Source organism: Micromonospora sp. NPDC005172, assembly GCF_040608555.1.
Lineage (GTDB): Bacteria > Actinomycetota > Actinomycetes > Mycobacteriales > Micromonosporaceae > Micromonospora.
Map to the genome: position 1 here is coordinate 81,761 of NZ_JBEXIL010000002.1, position 17,733 is coordinate 99,493.

21 protein-coding genes and 2 tRNA genes are annotated in these 17,733 nt (G+C 71.7%); 10 read left to right on the forward strand and 13 right to left on the reverse strand.

Annotated features, from left to right (window positions below; all coding sequences use genetic code 11):
- Positions 1-20: 20 nt before the first annotated feature.
- From ABZV06_RS01660 to ABZV06_RS01670, 3 genes are all read left to right on the forward strand, one after another.
- Positions 21-94 (forward strand) — tRNA-Ile (locus ABZV06_RS01660).
- Positions 95-136: 42 nt separating this feature from the next.
- Complete coding sequence (locus ABZV06_RS01665; RefSeq protein WP_007453934.1) at positions 137-265, forward strand: DLW-39 family protein; 129 nt, start codon at positions 137-139, stop codon at positions 263-265.
- 39 nt (positions 266-304) lie between these two features.
- Positions 305-380, forward strand: a tRNA-Ala gene (locus ABZV06_RS01670).
- Here the strand turns inward: ABZV06_RS01670 and ABZV06_RS01675 are convergent.
- The 6 genes from ABZV06_RS01675 to ABZV06_RS01700 all read right to left on the reverse strand — a co-directional run bounded on the left by ABZV06_RS01675 (position 351) and on the right by ABZV06_RS01700 (position 3,661).
- Positions 351-611, reverse strand: coding sequence for a hypothetical protein (locus ABZV06_RS01675; RefSeq protein ID WP_355242930.1), 261 nt, complete (start codon positions 609-611; stop codon positions 351-353). The two genes, ABZV06_RS01670 and ABZV06_RS01675, sit on opposite strands and share 30 nt — an antisense overlap.
- Positions 612-808: 197 nt before the next feature.
- Complete coding sequence (locus ABZV06_RS01680; protein ID WP_355242927.1) at positions 809-1,213, reverse strand: type II toxin-antitoxin system VapC family toxin; 405 nt, start codon at positions 1,211-1,213, stop codon at positions 809-811.
- Positions 1,210-1,407 (reverse strand): hypothetical protein, encoded by a 198-nt coding sequence (locus ABZV06_RS01685; RefSeq protein WP_355242925.1) that lies wholly within the window; start codon positions 1,405-1,407, stop codon positions 1,210-1,212. Before ABZV06_RS01685 ends, ABZV06_RS01680 begins: the two co-directional genes overlap by 4 nt.
- A gap of 311 nt (positions 1,408-1,718) precedes the next feature.
- Positions 1,719-2,057: a hypothetical protein gene (locus ABZV06_RS01690; protein ID WP_355242922.1), complete on the reverse strand. Its 339-nt coding sequence runs from the start codon at positions 2,055-2,057 to the stop codon at positions 1,719-1,721.
- A gap of 301 nt (positions 2,058-2,358) precedes the next feature.
- Positions 2,359-2,817: an SRPBCC family protein gene (locus tag ABZV06_RS01695; RefSeq protein WP_355617720.1), complete on the reverse strand. Its 459-nt coding sequence runs from the start codon at positions 2,815-2,817 to the stop codon at positions 2,359-2,361.
- Positions 2,818-2,941: 124 nt separating this feature from the next.
- The gene (locus ABZV06_RS01700) at positions 2,942-3,661 is read right to left on the reverse strand and encodes an LPXTG cell wall anchor domain-containing protein (protein WP_355617723.1); all 720 of its coding nucleotides are present in this window, start codon (positions 3,659-3,661) and stop codon (positions 2,942-2,944) included.
- A 105-nt stretch (positions 3,662-3,766) separates the two neighbouring features.
- Here ABZV06_RS01700 and ABZV06_RS01705 point away from each other — a divergent pair, with 105 nt between their 5' ends.
- A complete protein-coding gene (locus ABZV06_RS01705) occupies positions 3,767-4,093 on the forward strand; it encodes a hypothetical protein (RefSeq protein ID WP_355617726.1) in 327 nt (108 codons plus the stop codon).
- A gap of 55 nt (positions 4,094-4,148) precedes the next feature.
- Here the strand turns inward: ABZV06_RS01705 and ABZV06_RS01710 are convergent, their stop codons facing one another.
- Genes ABZV06_RS01710 through ABZV06_RS01720 form a run of 3 tightly spaced genes read right to left on the reverse strand, consistent with a single transcriptional unit; the run spans position 4,149 to position 9,934 of the window.
- The gene (locus ABZV06_RS01710) at positions 4,149-4,607 is read right to left on the reverse strand and encodes a hypothetical protein (RefSeq protein WP_355242910.1); all 459 of its coding nucleotides are present in this window, start codon (positions 4,605-4,607) and stop codon (positions 4,149-4,151) included.
- A 9-nt stretch (positions 4,608-4,616) separates the two neighbouring features.
- Complete coding sequence (locus ABZV06_RS01715; protein WP_355617729.1) at positions 4,617-5,426, reverse strand: MBL fold metallo-hydrolase; 810 nt, start codon at positions 5,424-5,426, stop codon at positions 4,617-4,619.
- A gap of 59 nt (positions 5,427-5,485) precedes the next feature.
- The gene (locus ABZV06_RS01720) at positions 5,486-9,934 is read right to left on the reverse strand and encodes an HAD-IC family P-type ATPase (RefSeq protein ID WP_355617732.1); all 4,449 of its coding nucleotides are present in this window, start codon (positions 9,932-9,934) and stop codon (positions 5,486-5,488) included.
- Positions 9,935-10,153: 219 nt separating this feature from the next.
- Between ABZV06_RS01720 and ABZV06_RS01725 the strand changes: the two genes are divergently transcribed.
- The 6 genes from ABZV06_RS01725 to ABZV06_RS01750 all read left to right on the forward strand — a co-directional run bounded on the left by ABZV06_RS01725 (position 10,154) and on the right by ABZV06_RS01750 (position 14,279).
- Positions 10,154-10,414: a hypothetical protein gene (locus ABZV06_RS01725; protein WP_355242901.1), complete on the forward strand. Its 261-nt coding sequence runs from the start codon at positions 10,154-10,156 to the stop codon at positions 10,412-10,414.
- Between the two features lie 58 nt (positions 10,415-10,472).
- The gene (locus ABZV06_RS01730; RefSeq protein WP_355617735.1) at positions 10,473-11,861 is read left to right on the forward strand and encodes an MFS transporter; all 1,389 of its coding nucleotides are present in this window, start codon (positions 10,473-10,475) and stop codon (positions 11,859-11,861) included.
- 52 nt (positions 11,862-11,913) lie between these two features.
- Positions 11,914-12,567, forward strand: a complete 654-nt coding sequence (locus ABZV06_RS01735; protein ID WP_355617738.1) for a GAP family protein — start codon at positions 11,914-11,916, stop codon at positions 12,565-12,567.
- Between the two features lie 68 nt (positions 12,568-12,635).
- The gene (locus ABZV06_RS01740) at positions 12,636-13,415 is read left to right on the forward strand and encodes an NAD(P)H-binding protein (RefSeq protein WP_355617741.1); all 780 of its coding nucleotides are present in this window, start codon (positions 12,636-12,638) and stop codon (positions 13,413-13,415) included.
- 37 nt (positions 13,416-13,452) lie between these two features.
- Positions 13,453-13,647: a hypothetical protein gene (locus tag ABZV06_RS01745; protein WP_355242886.1), complete on the forward strand. Its 195-nt coding sequence runs from the start codon at positions 13,453-13,455 to the stop codon at positions 13,645-13,647.
- Positions 13,648-13,730: 83 nt separating this feature from the next.
- The gene (locus ABZV06_RS01750; RefSeq protein ID WP_355243023.1) at positions 13,731-14,279 is read left to right on the forward strand and encodes a YbaK/EbsC family protein; all 549 of its coding nucleotides are present in this window, start codon (positions 13,731-13,733) and stop codon (positions 14,277-14,279) included.
- Positions 14,280-14,333: 54 nt separating this feature from the next.
- Here ABZV06_RS01750 and ABZV06_RS01755 read toward each other — a convergent pair whose 3' ends face one another.
- Genes ABZV06_RS01755 through ABZV06_RS01770 form a run of 4 tightly spaced genes read right to left on the reverse strand, consistent with a single transcriptional unit; the run spans position 14,334 to position 17,700 of the window.
- Positions 14,334-14,969: a DsbA family oxidoreductase gene (locus ABZV06_RS01755; RefSeq protein WP_355617744.1), complete on the reverse strand. Its 636-nt coding sequence runs from the start codon at positions 14,967-14,969 to the stop codon at positions 14,334-14,336.
- 20 nt (positions 14,970-14,989) lie between these two features.
- Positions 14,990-15,418 (reverse strand): SufE family protein, encoded by a 429-nt coding sequence (locus ABZV06_RS01760; RefSeq protein WP_355242880.1) that lies wholly within the window; start codon positions 15,416-15,418, stop codon positions 14,990-14,992.
- 30 nt (positions 15,419-15,448) lie between these two features.
- Entirely contained in the window at positions 15,449-15,874 is a 426-nt protein-coding gene (locus tag ABZV06_RS01765; protein ID WP_355242877.1) for a CBS domain-containing protein, read from the reverse strand.
- A 56-nt stretch (positions 15,875-15,930) separates the two neighbouring features.
- Positions 15,931-17,700, reverse strand: a complete 1,770-nt coding sequence (locus ABZV06_RS01770) for a proline--tRNA ligase (protein WP_355617746.1) — start codon at positions 17,698-17,700, stop codon at positions 15,931-15,933.
- Between the last annotated feature and the right edge of the window lie 33 nt (positions 17,701-17,733).

Consider the following 17,733-nt stretch of genomic DNA (forward strand, 5'->3'; position numbering starts at 1 on the left):
AATCTTGCTCGTCGCTACGCGGGGCTATAGCTCAGTCGGTTAGAGCGCAGAGCTGATAACTCTGAGGTCGATGGTTCGATTCCATCTAGCCCCACCGCACATCGTCCGACGGTAGTCGAGCGCAAGGGGTTGCCCCATGTTCAAGAAGCTGCTGATCCTGGCCGGCGTCGTCGGCGTGGCTGCCGTCGTCTTCAACAAGGTCAAGGCTGCCAACGACGAGCGTGCCCTGTGGCACGAGGCGACCACGGCGCCCGACCTGCGCTGACGTCGGGCCGGCGGTGAGCCGGTCGCCGTCGCCTTTCACGGGGCCCTAGCTCAACTGGCAGAGCACTGCCTTTGCAAGGCAGGGGTTAGGGGTTCGAGTCCCCTGGGCTCCACCACCACCTTCCCGGTTCGATCTCGGTCCGAGTGCTGCCATCCGTACAAGGTGAGCTGATCGCGGCTTCTATGCGCAGCCCGATCCCGGTGGCGACGAGGAAGCCCGCCAGGACGTGCGGCTCGGCCGACCCGATGACGCTCGACAGCGTCATGACGAAGACCAGCAGTCCGGCGAGCGAAGCCGGGTTGCCGATGACGCGAACGGTAGAGGCGTGCCTCGCAGCGGGGTTCACCGGCGGACCGTACCGGTAGCTCGCCGCCAGCGCTGTCCTGATCTGTACTCGCCAGCGCGGGGGAACGATCGCGGGGTGGTCGGGGCGATCGACTGCCGCGCCGCTTCGCGGCTTGCCACCTGTAGTACGGGTTCGGCGAGTCGATGACCGCCGGGACCAGGAGCGGTCGATCGGTCGCGCTGGGCGCGGCCGTGGTGCTACGAGACGTCGAAGAGGCGTAGGCCGTCGTACTCGGCGAAGTCGGCGTAGTCCTTGCCGTTGAAGGTCGCTAGTGGCAGTCGGTCGACCAGGCAGCAGGCCGCGATCCAGGAGTCATTCGTCGGCCGAGGCCGCCCCCGGTGCTGTGCCCGCGCCTGGAGCTGGCCCCAGGTCGTCGCCACCGCCTCGTCGAAGGGCAGCACCACCACGCCGGATCGCCACTGCGCGAGGTCAGCCAGCTTGCGCGGCCCCCAACTCCGCAGCACGGTCCATTTGGTCAACTCACCAAGCGTGACGAACGTGACGCACAACGTCTTACCGGCCAGCCGGGCACGAAGTCGATCGTGCAGACGACCACGCAGGATCGCCGACGCGACGTCGGTGTCCAGAACGACCAGGCTCACGCGGCGCTGGCCCGCCGAGAGGCGTACAGGTCGGCGAGAAAGTCGTCCAATTCTTCGTCGGACTCGAACAGGCCCGGCCGGGCCAGGTCGTCGACAGAGGCGACCGGCTGCACACCCTGCCGGCGGGCCAACTCCTGCACCGGCACATGCTCAGCGGTCGGCCACTCGGGCATCCGCTCGGCGCTGCTCGACATCACGACCCACCTCCTGCACCACATACCGCCGTCCATTGTCGCACGGTCAGCACCGGCACCACCGTCAATCAGCCGCACGGAGAGCCGACGACACGGCAAGCCGCCCCCGGCCAGAGTGGCCGGGGGCGGTAAGCCGTACGCCGCCGGACAACCGCGCGGCCGTGTCAGCCGCGTGTCGGTAACCCGTGACCGAAGAGGTCGACGGCGGTCATGATCGGGCAACCCGACACCGCCGCCGACCAGGCGATCCGGGCAGATCACGCCAGCCGGAAACGATCTTCCAAACTGGTGGTGCCGTGGGGTAAGCGCAACTAGAGAGCCTGCAGGTCATCGATGGTCAGCTTGGTTGCGCCAGCCTCTACCCAGACCGTTACCTGCAAGGTCATGTCGCTTCTGCCCTCCTCGCGAGACCAGAGGTCGACGTCGACCTTCCAGGCATCGTGGTCAGCAAGGGAGTAGGCGTCGACGTGGTGCCATGCCTCGGGCGGCAGTGGAATGAACGTTGCCGGATACTCGCGCGCCCAGACGCCCAGGTCGTGGTCCGATCGCGAGTAGTCCCGCGCTAGGCCGTCGAAATCACCGGCGGCAATCCGTTCGACCACCTGCTCGATGATCGGTCGGAACCGGGCTGGAAGATCCGCAGCAGTCACCGGTCGAGTATGAGAAGCGGGAACGACGGCTGTACAGCCATCCGTACAGCCAAGCCGGCGGACGGACACAGGTGGCCGGCGGCGCTAGCCGGCACGACGAGCAGGTCAGCGGCAGTAGCCGACGCCAGCCGACAAGAGTTTTGATCCTTGCAAGGCAGGGGTTAGGGGTTCGAGTCCCCTGGGCTCCACCAGCACCCTTCCACGGCTCGATCTCGCGCCCCGAGTACGGCGCAACAGCCACGGCGTCCGTCGTCCGGGTCGTAAGTCCACCGGAGGGTGGGACCCCGGCCTGCCGCGTCGCTCAGCCGGCGAGACTGTGGGCGAGGAAGCAATTCCTCCGTCCGATCAGCCGCCGAAGGTATGGACGCAGAATCACCACCCCGATCAGGGACCCGGCCAGGCCGGCAGGGGCGGTGAAGTCGACGACATCACGCATCACCGTCGTAGCCGGATCGTCCGGATCAGAGGTGAGGACGTGTTCGTGACGCCAGCGACGAAACGGTCCGCTGACCTGCTCGTCGACGAATCGGTGCGGTGACTCGTACTCGGTGATCTGCACGGTCATCCGCCACCGGACGCCGAAGTGTCGCGCCTGCCAGGTGACCGTCTGCCCGGGGCCGAGGCGTCCATTGGTGATTCCGGCAACGGCCCGCTCGCCGCTGGCACCCATGGAGCGGGTGTGCGCGTCGACGTCGAGGCATGCCGCGAACACGGAGGCCGGACTGGCGGGGACCACCGTGACCAGATCGAAGCGGGGCACGGCAGGAGCCTAATCCGCGCCAGGTGACCCGGTGGGCCGGCGGCAAGGTGAACGAGCCGGTCCCGTCGGTCAAACGCCGACGCGCCCGGCCCGACGAATGTCGAGCCGGGCGCGTCAGTTCGGGTTACGCCACGAAGCGGGCGCGGCGTCGCCGCGCGATCACGAAGCTCGCGCCACCGACGAGCAGGAGCGCACCGCCGATGCCGGCCACGGTCGCGGTGTCGGCACCGGTCACGGGCAGTCCGCCGCCATCACCGCCGGCGGCGACCGGGCTCGTGGAGGTGGCCGCGGTCGGCGCGACGGTCGACGTGGCGCTGGGCGTCGGGGTGGGCGACGTCGTCGGCGTCGGGGTGGGCTGCGACTTGCAGTCCAGCGCCCGCGCGTCGTACAGGCCCTCGTTCAGGTAGGCCAGGTAAGGCTCGACGCCTTCGGAGTCGAGCGTCTTCTGTGCGGCCTCCTTCACGTTCGGGCCAGCGCCGGTCATCGTCTGCCCCACCTTGATCCGCAGATCGATCGCCCAGACGGTCTGCGCGTCCTTCTTGAGCCAGGCGCGCAGGTCATCCGAGGTGCCGCCCAGCCGCTCCTGAATGACGTCGGGCAGGGTGGGCAGGGCTTCCGTGTCTGCGGCAGACAGGATCCGGTTGGTCAGCAGCCGTAGCTGGCTGACACTGGCGGTGTCCAGGTCGAAGGTGAACAGCTCGCGGATGTCCTTGAACGTCTTGCGCTCGACCGTCTGGCAGTTCTGGTCCAGCCCGGGCGCCGCCGCGGTCTGTGCCATCGCCGGTGCCGCCGGAACCATGAAGGCCAGCGCTATCGCGATGCCGGCCGGAATCTTCCACTGCATGTAGATGTACCTCCCCGTTGTAGATCAAAGCTTGGGCATGTTATCGAAGACGGGCGTGTCGCAATGCCCCGCGTTTACCGTGATCGGAGGCGGGGAACCGCGATCGTGCGTATCGACGTGAACGAACCAGATTCGGCCGAGAAGTTCTGGGATGGGATGCGGCAGGTAGCCGCCGCCGCCACCCGGCACCAGGATCACGAACTGTTCGAGGCCATCGTCCAAATAGGCACGTCAGCCCTTGCCCAAGGTGTCGAACTCGTGCCGTCGAGCGGGTTCTTCCTCCACTGTCCGGTGTGTAGCGCCCGGTCCGGGCAACGCTGTATCAATGCGCCGGGTCACCCATTGGGCGACGATCGACTCCATCCGGAGCGCGTCGAGTTGGCCGAAAAGGCGATACGAGGAGAGCTGCCGCTCCCCGAGCTGCTTCGATGATGTGCCGGGCGGTGCAGCGGACTCCCCTCGGGGCGAACGGCGGTGACGGACGCCGTCAGGAGCGGGAGTGCCGTCGACGGGCGAGCCGCTGGAAGTGCGGACCTGCCCACAGCCACAGAAGTGACACTGCCAATCCGACTGCTCCCATCGCGACGATCACGCCCCGGGGCAGCTCGGTGTTGACCGGCTCCGGCATGCACCTGGCCGGTGTGTAGTCGACGGTCAGTCGCTGGTGCAGCGCCGGCAGCCGCCGATCGGGGAACGACTTGTCGTAGATGCCGCAGATGGTCGGCCCGTCGACGGTGTCGACGCGTACCAGCACGTAGGGATCGTGGGCGGTCTGGGCCGGTTCCACCGCGATCACCGTCGCCGGCAGCAGCACGCCGACCGGCGGGGGCGGTTCACGGTCGTCGGTGATGCCCATCAGTATCAGCAGGCCGCACGGCAGCAGCAGCGCCAGCGGAAGACTTGGCCAGGCCTTCGGACGAGTTCCATTGGCCAAGAACGACGGCATGGTGTCAGGTTAGCCAGCACGATCAATCGTGAGCGGTGCCGTCTCGCCGCGCTCGACGGTGCGTACCTGCTTGACCCAGCCGCGCCGGCGGGCCTCGTCGACGAAGTGCGCCAGCGGGGAGCGGAACACCGGGTAGTCGTCGTAGTGGATCGGCACCGTCAGCTTGGGGCGTATCAGCTCCACCAGGTCCGCGCCCTGCTGGGCGTCCATGGTGAGCAGGATTCCGGCGACCTTCGTGCCGCCGAGGTGGATCAGCATCGCGTCGATGTCCGGATAACGCTCTGCGATGGGGGTGAGCAGCGGTCGGTTGAGCGTGTCGCCGGTGACGTACAGGCGGAACTCGCGCCGTCCGTCGCGTTCAACGTCGATCATCGTGCCCATCACGTCGGGCAGCAGCCGGTCCACGACGCCCGGACCGTGCTTGCCGGGCATCGAGGTCAGCCGCACCGTCGTACCGTCGCGGTGCAGCTCCCGTGACGACCAGGTCGGCAGGCCGTCGGCGGCCCGGAAGCCCCAGCGGCGCAGCCGGCGTTCGGCGGCGGGCGTGGTCACGATGGGCAGCTCGCGGTCGAGTTCCCGGCGGGCCACCCGGTCGAAGTGGTCGCCGTGCAGGTGGGACAGGACCACGGCGTCCAGGTGGGGAAGCTGGGCGATCCGCAGCGCCGGGTCCGTGCGTCGGCGCGACCACAGCCCCTTGCCGAGGTACGCCCGCTGGCCGCGGTGCAGGAAGTTCGGGTCGGTCAGCAGGGTGAACCCACCGATCCGTAGCAGCGTCGTCGCGGTGCCGATGAACGTGACCTGCGGATGTTCGACCATCATGCCCACCTCCTCGAACTCCGGTACCCCGGCCGGTGGTGTCCAAGCGGGCGAGCTGGTGGTCAGTCGCCGTTGACGGGCTGGGCGAGGTCGGGTCGGGCCGACGGGAAATGCGCGACGAGCCTGGTGAGCGCGCCGTTGGCGACGGTGGCGCCGAGCGCCGATCCGGCACCGATGGTCCAGCCGACCGGGCCGAGCGGTGTGCAGCCGAAGAACTGGCTCACCCCCGGAGTCTGCACCACCACGACAAGCACTCCGAGCGATGCCGCCGTGGACGCCAGCACCGCCGGGCTGGTGCCTCCGGCCAGGATGGTCTGTCCGAGCTGGGTGCCGACCAGCGAGACGAGGGCGACGGTCCCGGCCCGCCGCTGCCGGCCGGTGTACCGGGCCAACGTCCAGCCGACGGTCGCGCCCAGCGTGGTGGACGCCGCGCGCAGCGCGATCTCCCTGCTGAGGGTCTCGCCGAGCGATGTGTCGGGCCCCTCCCGGAGCAGGCCGTCGGTACGGTCCGACGCGGGTGGCCGGACCGCGATGGCGAGCGCCGGCGCCAGGTCGGTGAGCAGGTTGACCAGCAGTAGTTGCCGGCCGGTGAGGGCGGAGCGGCCGGTGGCCGCCGCGCTGAGCACGCTGAACGCGATCTCGCCCAGGTTGCCGCCGACGAGGATGCTCAGCGCGTGCCGCACCGAGGACCACATGGCGCGGCCCTCGACCAGGGTGGCGATGATGGTCTCCAACCGGTCGTCGGTGACGACGAGGTCGGCGGCTGCCCGGGCGGCCGGTGTGCCCCGTTGGCCGAGGGCGATGCCGACGTCGGCCAGCCGGATCGCCGGGGCGTCGTTGGCACCGTCGCCGGTCATCGCCACGGTCCGCCCGCACTTCTGCAACGCCTGGATGATCCGCACCTTGTGTGTCGGGGTGCAGCGGGCCACCACGTCGGTGGTGGACAGCCGATCGGCGAGCGCCTCGTCGTCCAGTTGGTCGAGTTCGCTGGCGGTGACCACCCGCTGCTCGTCGTGTTCGCTGATGGTGGCCGCGATCGCCTCGGCGGTGGCCGGATGGTCACCGGTGATCATGATGGTGTGCACGCCCGCCTGCCGGATGCGCCGGACCGCCGGTGCGGCGCTCTCCCGGACCCCGTCCGCGAGTGCCAGGAACCCCACGAAGGTCAGCCCCCGGACGTCGGAGTCGGTGATCTGCGCGGAGTCCACGTGGCACTCGGCGACCGCGAGGATGCGGTGCCCCGCTCCCGCCCGATCGGCCAGCAGGCGGTGCAGCTCCGCGCGGCCGGCATCGTCCAGCGGCTCCTGCCGGCCGTCGGTACGCCGGTTCGCGCACCGCGGCAGCACTGTCTCCGGGGCGCCCTTGACGCTCAACAGCAGGTGGCCGTCCGTCTCGCCGATGCTGGCGTGGTAGCCGCGGGACGGCTCGAAGGGCAGTCCGCCGGCCGCACGCCAGCCCGCCGCTCCGGTCTGCTCCACCACCTGGGCCGTGGCGGCGCCCCGCCGGACCGCCCGGTCGGTCTGCAACGCCAACTCCTCCGGATCGTCCGCCGCCGGGGTGGCCCGCAGCGCCGTGGCGAGAGTGAGTCGGAGCCGGTCGTCGAGCCGGTCCACCGGCGCGTACCGGTCGCCGACACCGTCGCCGACCCCGGCGAGCAGCAGCTTGCCCTCGGTGAGGGTGCCGGTCTTGTCGAAGCAGAGCACGTCCACCCGGCCCAACGCCTCGATCGTGCGCGGGTTGCGGACCAGAGCGCCGTGCTCGGCGAGGCGCCGGGCGGCGGCCAGCTGCGCCGCGCTGACCAGGAACGGCAGCCCCTCCGGCACCGACGCGACGGCCAGGTTCGCGGCGGTCGCCGCCGTTTCGGCCAGGGGTACGCCCCGGAGCAGGCCCGCCCCGGCCACGGCGATCGCCGAACCGGCGGCCAACGGGATGGCTGCGCTGGTCAACGAGCCGAGTCGCGCCTCCACCCCACTTGTCGGGGGTGCCTGACGGACCAGCGCCAGGCTGCGGCCGGACTCGGTGTCGGCGCCGGTCGCCACCACCACCGCGGTGCCGTGGCCGGCGGCGACGGTGGTGCCCTCGTACAGCATCGAGTGCCGGTCGGCGATGGCCGCGGCGACGACCGCCTGACTGCTCTTGGCGACCGGCAGCGACTCGCCGGTCAGCGACGACTCGTCCGCCTCCAAGCCCACCGATTCGAGCACCCGGCAGTCCGCCGGCACCGAGTCACCCGGTTCGAGGGCGATGACGTCTCCGAGGACGAGGTCCTCGGCCGCGACGACCTGCTCGGCCCCGTCCCGGCGCACCCGGGCGGTGACCGCCGAACGCGACAGCAGCTCGGCCAGCGAACGTTCGGTGTTGCGCTCGTGCACCGCCCCGATCAGGGCCGACCCGCCGACGACGCTGCCGACCAGCGCCGCGTCGACGAGTGAGCCGAACGACGCGGACAGCACCGCCCCGGCCGCCAGGACGGGAGTGAGCGGGTTCGACAGCTCGTCCAGGAACGCCCGCAGCAGGCCACCGCCGGCGGGATGTCCGCCACCGCCGGTGTCGTGGCCGTCGTGTCGGCGCTGCGCTTCCGCGTTGGTCAACCCGTCCGGCGTGGTGTCCAGGCGGTCGAGCACGGTCCGGACCGGCATCAGGTGCCACGCCGTCGCCACCGGTGCCGGCGTGTCCGACCGGTCGGGTAGCCGGCTGGCCCGCCAGACTCCGTTGGCGAACGCCAGTCCCGCCGCGCCGTTGACCGCCACGAGCGACCGGTGTGGCAGCTGGGTCGGCGGGGCGGTGAACGCGCCGAGCGCCCCCAGCCCGGTCCCCGCCATGGCGAGCCGGATGTTCTGCTGGGTCATCCGCCGGGCCGCCCCGGTGGCCTCGATCACCAGGGCCACCACCCGCAGGTCGGTGCCGACGAGCAGGTGCGCCCCCCACGGGGGCAGTTCCTCGGGAGCGGACATTCCCAGACCGCAGTCGGACGCGCCGAGCGCCACCCGGTCACCGGAGACCAGCATGACCACCGCGCCGTCGCGCTGGAGCCCGCGTACGGAGTCGGCCAGCCGGTCGCCGCCCGGCAGCAGCGCGTCGGCGAAGTCGTACCGCTGCTCGTCACCACCGGCCACGACCAGTCTCAGTCCGGCCTGCCGCGCGACGGCGGGTAGACCGTCGACCCCGGGCGCAGGCTCCGGTTCGACCCGCAGCAGCGCCGCCAGTCGTCCCCCGTTCGTCAGCCCCAGCAGCTGTCCACCGGCCGTACGCAGCCGCTCGCCGTCGGGCACGTCGCCGTGATCGCCACCGGGCAGCCGGGAAAGGGGTGCGAGCCGCCAGCCGTCGGACTCCCGCGAACCGGTCGGGTCGGCGGGGTCGAAGAGCGTGAACGCCCGCTCCGCGACCTCGTCGACGTCCACCCCGGCCGCCGGAGCCAGATCGGCGAGTACGCCCCGCTCCGATCCGAGCACCGCGGCGTCCAGCACCAGCGTGTCGATCCGGTCCAGGTCCCGCAGCACGCTGCGGTCCATCGCGATGACCCCGCGCCGGGCGAGCACCCGACCGAGTTGTGCCGCGTACCCCTCTCGTCCGCTGCCCGGGGCCTTCGGTAACGCGGACAGGCCCAGCGCGGCGGCCCGCTTGGGCCCGGCGAACGGCGTCGCCGCCGCTGCCGCCGCCGCACCGGCGGCCAGCATCCGGTTGATGTAGCGCTCGACCGGGCCGTCCGGCTTCGGGCAGGGCCGGTCGACCGACGGCCACCGGGCGGTGGCGCGTTCCGGATCGCCGGTCAGCCGCGGCTCGGCCTTCTCCCACGCGGCGAGTTGGGCCCGCGCCTCACCCCACTGCACCATCCGCTGGGCGCCGTCGAGCACTATTCCCGTCCACCTGCCGGTCAGGCCCTGCACGACCGCCTCGGCCAGCGGAAAGATGACGTCGGCGCGGGGGTCCGAGCGCAGCCTCCTGCCCACGAAGGCGTGCAGCTTCGGTTGCAGGTCCGCGGCGGCGAGCAGGCCGGCGACCTCACCGGGCAACGGTGTGAACGGCAGAATGCGGGTGGCCGCCGAGATGGTCAGGCCCAGCGCGTCCGAGGCGAGCGCGCCGAGGGTGCGCGGCGTACGCGGCCCCTCCTCCGGCGGGTGCGGGGGCGGGATCTCCGGGTCCGGTTCGTGGTCACAGGTCCGTTCGATCCGACTGATCGCGGCGACGAGGTCCCGCAGCCTCGGCTCGGGAGCCTGCACGGCCACCACGACCCGGCCGGACGGCGCGTTTACCCGGGCCCAGGCCACGCCGGGCAGCCGTTCGAGCGCGGCCTCCACCTGCCGGGCCAACCGGTCGCCGCCGTCCTGGCAGACGCCGTGCACCTCGATGTGGTGGCGGCCGGGACGCGACCACACCCGACGTCGGGACAGGCCGGCCGTCCGCGCCAGCCGGGTCGCGGCCGACCCGACGGTCCGGGACGCCTCACCGACCAGGTTCGGCACGCCGATGGACGGCAGGAGACGGCCGGCGGCGCGACCCGCCGCCGTCATCGAGGCGTACGGCCGAACGGACGCCGACCCGACCCCCCGTTGCCGCGTGCTGTGCCGTCGGTCATCTCGTCCTCCCACCGCCCTCGCGTCCGGCGGCCTGGCTTCCCGACCTGCCGTCCGTTATGCCCCTGAGACGGCCGGAACTTTGCGCCGCCGACGGTGCATGGACGGGGTGGGCGGTGGAATCCGACGACCAGCACCGGACACGGGGAGGCCGGAATGAGCACCTTGACGCGACACCTCAATGGTTCACGCGAGAACGTTCGGATGTACAGCCGGCGGGTCGCGCTGCCGATGCTGGGCGAGGTGGCCGTACCGCCGCCGGACAAGGTCGCCTACTACGCCGGGCTCGGGGTCCTGGCCGCGTTGCAGGTGATCGAGTGGCCGCTCGCCCTGGTGATCACCGCCGGGCATGTCCTGGCGGACCAGCACTTCTCGGGACTGGTACGCGGCGTCGGGGAGGCGCTCCAGGAGACCTGACGAGAGCCGGATCACCCCTGGTTGACATGAATCCGGGTTGAGGTCGCAGGCTCGGTGCATGTCGAGCCCAACCACCACCCTCGCCCCAGCGCCCGTAGGGCTGTTCGCACCTCGGCTCCGGGCGATGACGGTGGGCAGTGTCGCGCTGGTGTCGCTGCTCGCGTTCGAGGCGTTGGCGGTGGGCACGGCCATGCCGACCGTGGCGCGCAGTCTCGACGGCCTGGCGCAGTACGGCATCGCGTTCGGTGGTGCGTTCGCCGCCGGTGTGCTGGCCATGGTCGTCTCCGGCATCTGGTGCGATGCGCGGGGACCGCGGGGGCCGATGTGGCACGGCGTCGCCTGGTTCGTGGTCGGGCTGCTGATCGCCGGGACGGCACAGGTGATGACCATGTTGGTGATCGGACGGGTGGTGCAGGGGTTCGGCTCCGGACTGCTCTCGGTGGCGCTCTACGTCATCGTCGGACAGGCGTACCCGGAGGAGCTGCACCGGCGGATCTTCGCCGCGTTCGCGGCGGCGTGGGTCGTACCGTCGCTGGTCGGGCCGGCCCTGGCCGGGCTGCTCGTCGAGTACCTGGGCTGGCGATGGGTCTTCCTCGTGGTGCCGGCGGTGGCCGTCCCGGCGGTGTTGCTGATCCAACCCGGGCTCCGGTCGCTCGACACGACCGTGCCGACCCGGCCGCCGGGCGGCGCGGTCGCCCGCATCGGTTGGGCCTGCGGGGCGGGCGCGAGCGCCGCGCTGCTGCACATCGGGGGACAGCAGCGCGGCGCGGCGGCCCTGGCGGTGGTCGTGCTCGCGCTGGTCGGTCTGGTGATCTGCGCTCCGCGCCTGCTGCCGCCCGGGTTCCTGCGGGCGGCCCGTGGGCTGCCCACCGTCGTCGGTCTGCGGGGTTTGGCGTCGGCGGTGTTCGTCGGCGCCGAGGTGGTCATCCCGTTGATGCTCTCCCGGGAGCGGGGACTGTCACCGACCGCCGCCGGGCTGGTCCTCACGGTGGGTGCGTTGGCCTGGTCGGTGGGCTCCTGGATACAGGGCCGGATTCCGGTGCCGGCCTCCCGGGCCAGCCTGCCGCGCGCCGGCCTGTGCGCCATCACCGTCGGTACGGCGACGGTGGCGCTGGCCGTCCGACCCGAGGTGCCGGTTGCCGTCGCCGTGCTCGGCTGGGCGGTCGCCGGGCTCGGCATGGGACTGCTCTACCCGTCGTTGTCGGTGCTCACGCTGGAGCTGTCGGCTCCCGGCGAGCAGGGCCGCAACAGCTCGTCGTTGCAACTGGGGGACTCCCTCTTCGCGGCGACAGTGCTGGCGCTCACCGGTGCCGTACTGGCCGCCGGGAGCGCGCCCGGCCCGTCGAGTTACCTGGTGACGCTTGTGGTGGCGGCCGGTCTGGCGCTGCTCGGCGCGTTGCTGGCCGGCCGGGTCGTGGTGCCGGAAGGTACGCGGACGGGCGGGTGATCGGCCGACGATTCGGCGCATCGGTTCCGGTCAGGCGTCAGGCTGGCAGGCGATGAGCTTCCTGACCGTCCTGCCGCTGGCCGTGGTGATGGTCGCCGGGACCCAACTGGTCGTGGCGGTCTTCCTCGCCTCGTCCGACCGGCCCCGGGCAGCGTCGTCGGGCTTCGTCGCCGGTGCAGGGCTGGTGGTCGCCGCCGGTGTGACGGCGAGCTGGCTGCTGACCCGGGTGCTGGGTGGGCTGGCGACCGATGCCAGCACCGCCGCCCGGAAGGTCGACAGCGGTCCGGCCATCGACCTGGTGGTGCTCGCGCTGCTGGTGGTCCTGGCCGTGGTGATCTGGCTGCGCCGCGACCGGTCCGGGCCGCCGCGCTGGCTGGGCAGTGTCAGCCACGCCGATCCGCGTTGGGCGGCGCGGACGGGCGCGCTGCTCTTCGTGGTGACGCCCACCGACGACCTCACCATGGCGACGGTGGGCGCGACCGTGGCCCGACACGATCTCCCGTGGTGGCACCTGGTGCCGTTCGTGCTGCTCACCGTGCTCCTGCTCGCCGTGCCACTGCTGGCGTTGGTGCTGCTCGGGCAGAAGGCCGCGCGGACGCTCGCGCGGATGCGGGAGTGGGCGGAAGGGCACGCCTGGATCGTCAACGAGATCGTGATCGCGTTCTTCGCTCTGCTGACCGTGCTGGACCTGATCCGCTCGGGTTGACGCAGCCGTCACGTGTGCCGCCGGCACGCCGTCATCAGCACGACGGGCCGCGCAGGAGGAGGGGGACGATGAGGGTTCTGGTCACCGGGGCGGGTGGTCGCCTGGGAAGCGCCGTGCTGTCGCGACTGCGCGACGACGGGCTGGCTGTCCGGGCCACGAGTCGCCGGCCCCGTACCGGCTCGGGCGTCGACTGGGTGGTGGTCGACCTGGCCTCCGGGGACGGGCTGGTCGAGGCGGTGACCGGCGTGGACGCGGTGCTGCACCTGGCGTCCTCGCCCCGGGGGCGTACGCACCAGGTGGATGTACTGGGCACACGGCGGCTGGTGGTGGCCGCCGGCGCGGCAGGTGTGCGGCACCTGGTCTACGTCTCCATCGTCGGGGTGGACCGGGTGCCGTTCGCGTACTACCGGCACAAGCTCGCCGCCGAGCAGGTGGTCGCCGCCGGTCCGGTGCCGTGGTCGGTGCTGCGCGCCACCCAGTTCCCCGAGTTCCTCGACGACCTGCTGGCTTCCAGCGCGCGGCTGGGCCCGGTGCTCGGTGACCGCGCGGTGCTCGCCCAACCGGTCGATCCGGACGAGGTGGCGGCCCGGCTCGCGGCGCGGCTGGCCGCCGGTCCGCTCGGGGGCATCGAGGAGTTCGGCGGGCCGCAGGTGCTCCGCTTCGACGAGGCGGTCCGCACGTGGCGAGAGGCGCGGGGGTCGCGTCGGCCACTGCTGCCGATCCGGATTCCCGGTCGGCTCGGCCGAGAGTTGCGCGCCGGTGGACTGCTCACCGAGGCGCTGCCTCGCGGCGTTCGCACCTGGGGAGACTACCTTCGGGACACGTACGGGGGAACCGCGCGGAGATGAGAGGGACGCCGGTTCACGTTCGTCTTACGGTGACGTCATGTTCGTTGTCGTCACCACGGTGATCCTCTACGTCTTCGGTTTCGTCTTCCTCTACGGCGTGATCCGGCTGGGCGTCCGGCACGCGCTGGAGGACCTGGAGCTTCAGCGAGCCCGGGCCCGCCGCGAGGAGGAGCTGGCGGCCGCCCGCGACCGTTCGTTCATGCACGACAACGCGTTCCTCGCGGGCAGTTGAACCGCGACGCGGAGGTGGTGTCGCGGGACGCCACGGGAGTCGGCGGGCGGGCCGGCGGCACGGATGCGAGGATCGCAACCGTGATGGGAACGCTGAAGACCGAACCGGCCCGTGCCCGCCTCGATCTGCTCGCCGCGCCGGTGGCGGAGGCCATCGCCCAGTGGCCGGCCGACGCGCCGGTGGACGTCGACGACGTGCTGGTCGCACCGATCGACGCCGACCTCGCCGACACGGCGGCCTTCTGTGAGGCGTACGAGGTGGGGCTGGACGTGTCGGCCAACTGTGTCGTGGTGGCCGGCAAGCGCGACGGTGTGGTCCGTTACGCGGCCTGCATCGTGCTGGCGACCACCCGGGCCGACGTGAACGGGGTGGCCCGCAGGGCGCTGGACGTCCGCAAGGCGAGCTTCGCCCCGATGGCCGACGCCGTCGAGTTGACCGGCATGGAGTACGGCGGGATCACCCCGATCGGACTGCCGGCCCAGTGGCCGATCCTGGTGGACTCCCGGGTGATCGCCACCCCGCACGTGATCATCGGGTCCGGCGTACGACACAGCAAGATCGCCCTGCCGGGGCCGGCGTTGGGCGCACTGCCCGGCGCTCAGGTCGTGGAGGGCCTGGCCAGGCCGGCCTGACCAGGCACCGGCATCGATACCGTTGCACGTGAAACATCACGCACGTCGATATGGCTAGCGAGCGGTAGCCTCCCGCTGCTCGACCTCGGCCAGCGCGGCGAGGAGCGTGGATGTCTCCTGGGCGCCACTGACCGCATACTTGCCGGCCAGCACGAACATCGGCACGCTCGTGATGCCCAGGTCGTGGGCGGCGGCCAACTCGGCGGCGAGTTCGGCGGTCCGCTCGTCGGAGTCGAGGAACCGGCGGGCGTCGGTGGCGTCGAGGCCGATCGAGCCGGCGATCGTGGCCAGCGCCTCTCGGGAGCCGACGTCGAGGCCCTTCGTGAAGTGCGCCTGGTACAGGGCCTCCACCATCTCGGCCGCCCGGTCGCGCTCGGCGGCGTAGGCGATCAGCCGGTGCGCGTCGAAGGTGTTTGCGGCCACCGCGTGGTCGTAGTCCAGCCGGAGCCCGTCACCCGCCGCCACCTGGACCACCCGTGCGACCATCTGTCGCGCCCGCTCGGGACCACCGAACTTGTCGGCCAGCGCGTCGACGACCGGAAGCGGCTCGGGCACCGGCGACGGGTCGAGCTGGAACGGCCGGTAGCGGACGGTCACCTCGCCGTCGTAACGGGCGATTGCCTCGTCCAGGCGACGCTTGCCCAGGTAGCACCACGGGCAGACGACGTCCGCGTAGATGTCGATCTCCATGATCGGTGGCAACTGCCCGGTCAGGCGAGTTGTTCCCGGATCTGCCGCTTGAGCCGTCCCAGGATGGCGGTGCCGCCCCGCACCCGCAGTGGGCTGATCGCCTGCGCCAGGCCCATCCGCTGGTAGAGATCGTCCGGGACGGCCAGCACCTCCTCGGCGCTCGCGCCGGCCAGCCCCTCGGCGAGGATCCCGGCGAACGCCCGGGTGGTGGGCGCCTCCGGCGGGCAGTCGAAGAGCGTCTCGACCACCCCGTCCGGCGTCACCGTGGCGCGCAGGAAGAACGCCGTCTGGCACTCGGGCACCTGCTCCATGCCCTCGTGCCCGGCGGCGTCGGCGGGCAGCGGCGGGATCACGTCCGCGTACTCCAGCAGCATCTCCAGCACCAGGTCGCGCGGCGCGGCGGCGAACTCGTCGACGATCTCGGCCAGTCGGGCCGGCATGTCAGCCATGGGTTCGAGGTTACCGCCGGCGCCGACGGCTCACGTGGTCGGCGACTGTTCGCTGATCTCGCTCAACGCGCTTGTCGGGTCGAGCTGCATGGCCAGGTCACCGAGGGAGACGATCCCCACCAGCTTGCGGTCGGTGTCGCAGACCAGCACCCGTCGGATGCCGCGCTCCCGCATCAGCGCCGCGGCCTCGCCGGCCGTGCAGTGCTGCTCGATCATGACCACCTCGCGGGTGACGATCGAGCCGATGGTGGTGGCCGCCGGTGAGGCGTTCTCGGCGACGGCCCGCACCACGATGTCCCGGTCGGTGAGCATGCCGGCGAGGGTGGCGCCATCGGTGACCACCACGTCGCCGATGTCCGCCTCCTTCATCACCCTGGCCGCCTCGTCCAGGGTGGTCTCCGCCGACAGGTACACGACCTGCTTGGTCATCACGTCGCTGACCCGGTAACCGGTCATGAGATCCTCCGAAGACGTATCACCCGATCCGACTGCACTACCCCGTGACGCGGTGGCTACACCAGGTTCGCACGCTCTCGGCCGACCTCGTCGACGATCCGTTCCACCACACCGTCCACCGGAAGTTCCACCCGCCCGTCGCCGGCCCGCTCGCGCAGCTCGACGTACCCGTCGGCAAGTCGGCGGCCGACCACGACGGCGCGCGGGATGCCGATCAGCTCGGCGTCGGTGAACTTCACACCGGCCGAGACGTGCGTCCGGTCGTCGACCAGCACGCGCAGGCCGGCGGCGGCCAGCCGCCCGCCGAGGTCCAGCGCCGCGTCTAGCTGCGGGCCCTTGCCCGCCACCACCAGGTGTACGTCACACGGCGCGACCGCCGCCGGCCAGCGGAGTCCCCGCTCGTCGTGGTGCTGTTCGGCGATGGCCGCGACGGCCCGGGAGATCCCGATGCCGTAGCAACCCATGGTGGGTCGGACCGGCTTGCCGGCCGGCCCGAGCACGTCGACGGCGAACGCGTCGGTGTACCGGCGGCCGAGCTGGAAGATGTGCCCGATCTCGATGCCCCGCCGGATGGTCAGCTCGCCGTCGGCGCAGTCGGGACAGGGGTCACCGGCGCGCACCTCGGCGGCCTCGATCGTGCCGTCGGGCGTGAAGTCCCGCCCGCAGACCACGTCGGTGGCGTGCCGACCCGGCTCGTTCGCCCCGGTCAGCCATGCGGAGCCGGTCACCACCCGGGGATCGACCAGGTAGCGGATGCCCAGCTTGGCGAGTACCTGCGGGCCGATGTAGCCGCGTACCAGCTCCGGATGCTCGGCCCACTCGTCGAAGACCGCCACCTGGGCGGGCTCCAGCGCGGCCGCGAGCCGCTTCAGGTCGACCTCCCGGTCGCCGGGCAGCCCGACCACCAGAGGTTCGGCGCGGTCCGCCCCGGGCTGACGGACGGTCAGGACGACGTTCTTCAGGGTGTCGGCGGCGGTCCAGCCGTCGCGGTTACCGAGTCGGCGGCTGTTCGCCAGCTCGACCAGGCTGGCGATCGTCGGGGTCTCGGGGGTGTCGTACACCTGCGCCGCGGGCTGGGCGGCGGGGTCGCCTGCGGCGGGCGCTCGGGTGAGGACGGCCTCGGTGTTCGCCGCGTAGGCACAGGCGGTGCAGCCGACGAACGTGTCCTCGCCGACCGGCGTCGTGGCCAGGAACTCCTCCGACGCCGAGCCGCCCATCGCGCCGGACATCGCGTGCACCACCGTGTGCTCCAGGCCCAGCCGGTCGAAGATCCGCTGGTACGCCGCCCGGTGCCGGGCGTACGCGTCCCGCAGGCCCGCCTCGTCCAGGTCGAAGGAGTACGCGTCCTTCATCAGGAACTCCCGGCCCCGCAGCACACCGGCCCGGGGCCGCGCCTCGTCGCGGAACTTCGTCTGCACCTGGTAGAGCGTCACCGGGAAATCCCGGTACGAGGTGAACACGTCCTTGACCAGCAGCGCCGCCATCTCCTCGTGGGTGGGCGCCAACAGGTGCTCGGCGCCGCGCCGGTCGGCGAGGGTGAAGAGGAGGTCGCCGTACTCCGTCCACCGGCCGCTGGTGCGGTAAGGCTCGGCGGGCAGCAGCGCCGGGAAGTGCACCTCCTGGTCGCCGATCCCGTTCAGTTCGGCGCGCACCACCTCGGTGATCCGGTCCAGCACCAGCTTGCCCAGCGGCAGCCACGTGTAGCCGCCCGGCGCGGCGCGACGGATGTAACCGGCGCGCAGCAGCAGCCGATGGCTCGGCACCTCCGCGTCGGCCGGATCCTCGCGCAGGGTCCGCAGCAACAGGGTCGACATGCGTAGCAGCATCCGCGCAGCCTAGGACCGCGATCCGGGTTGTGG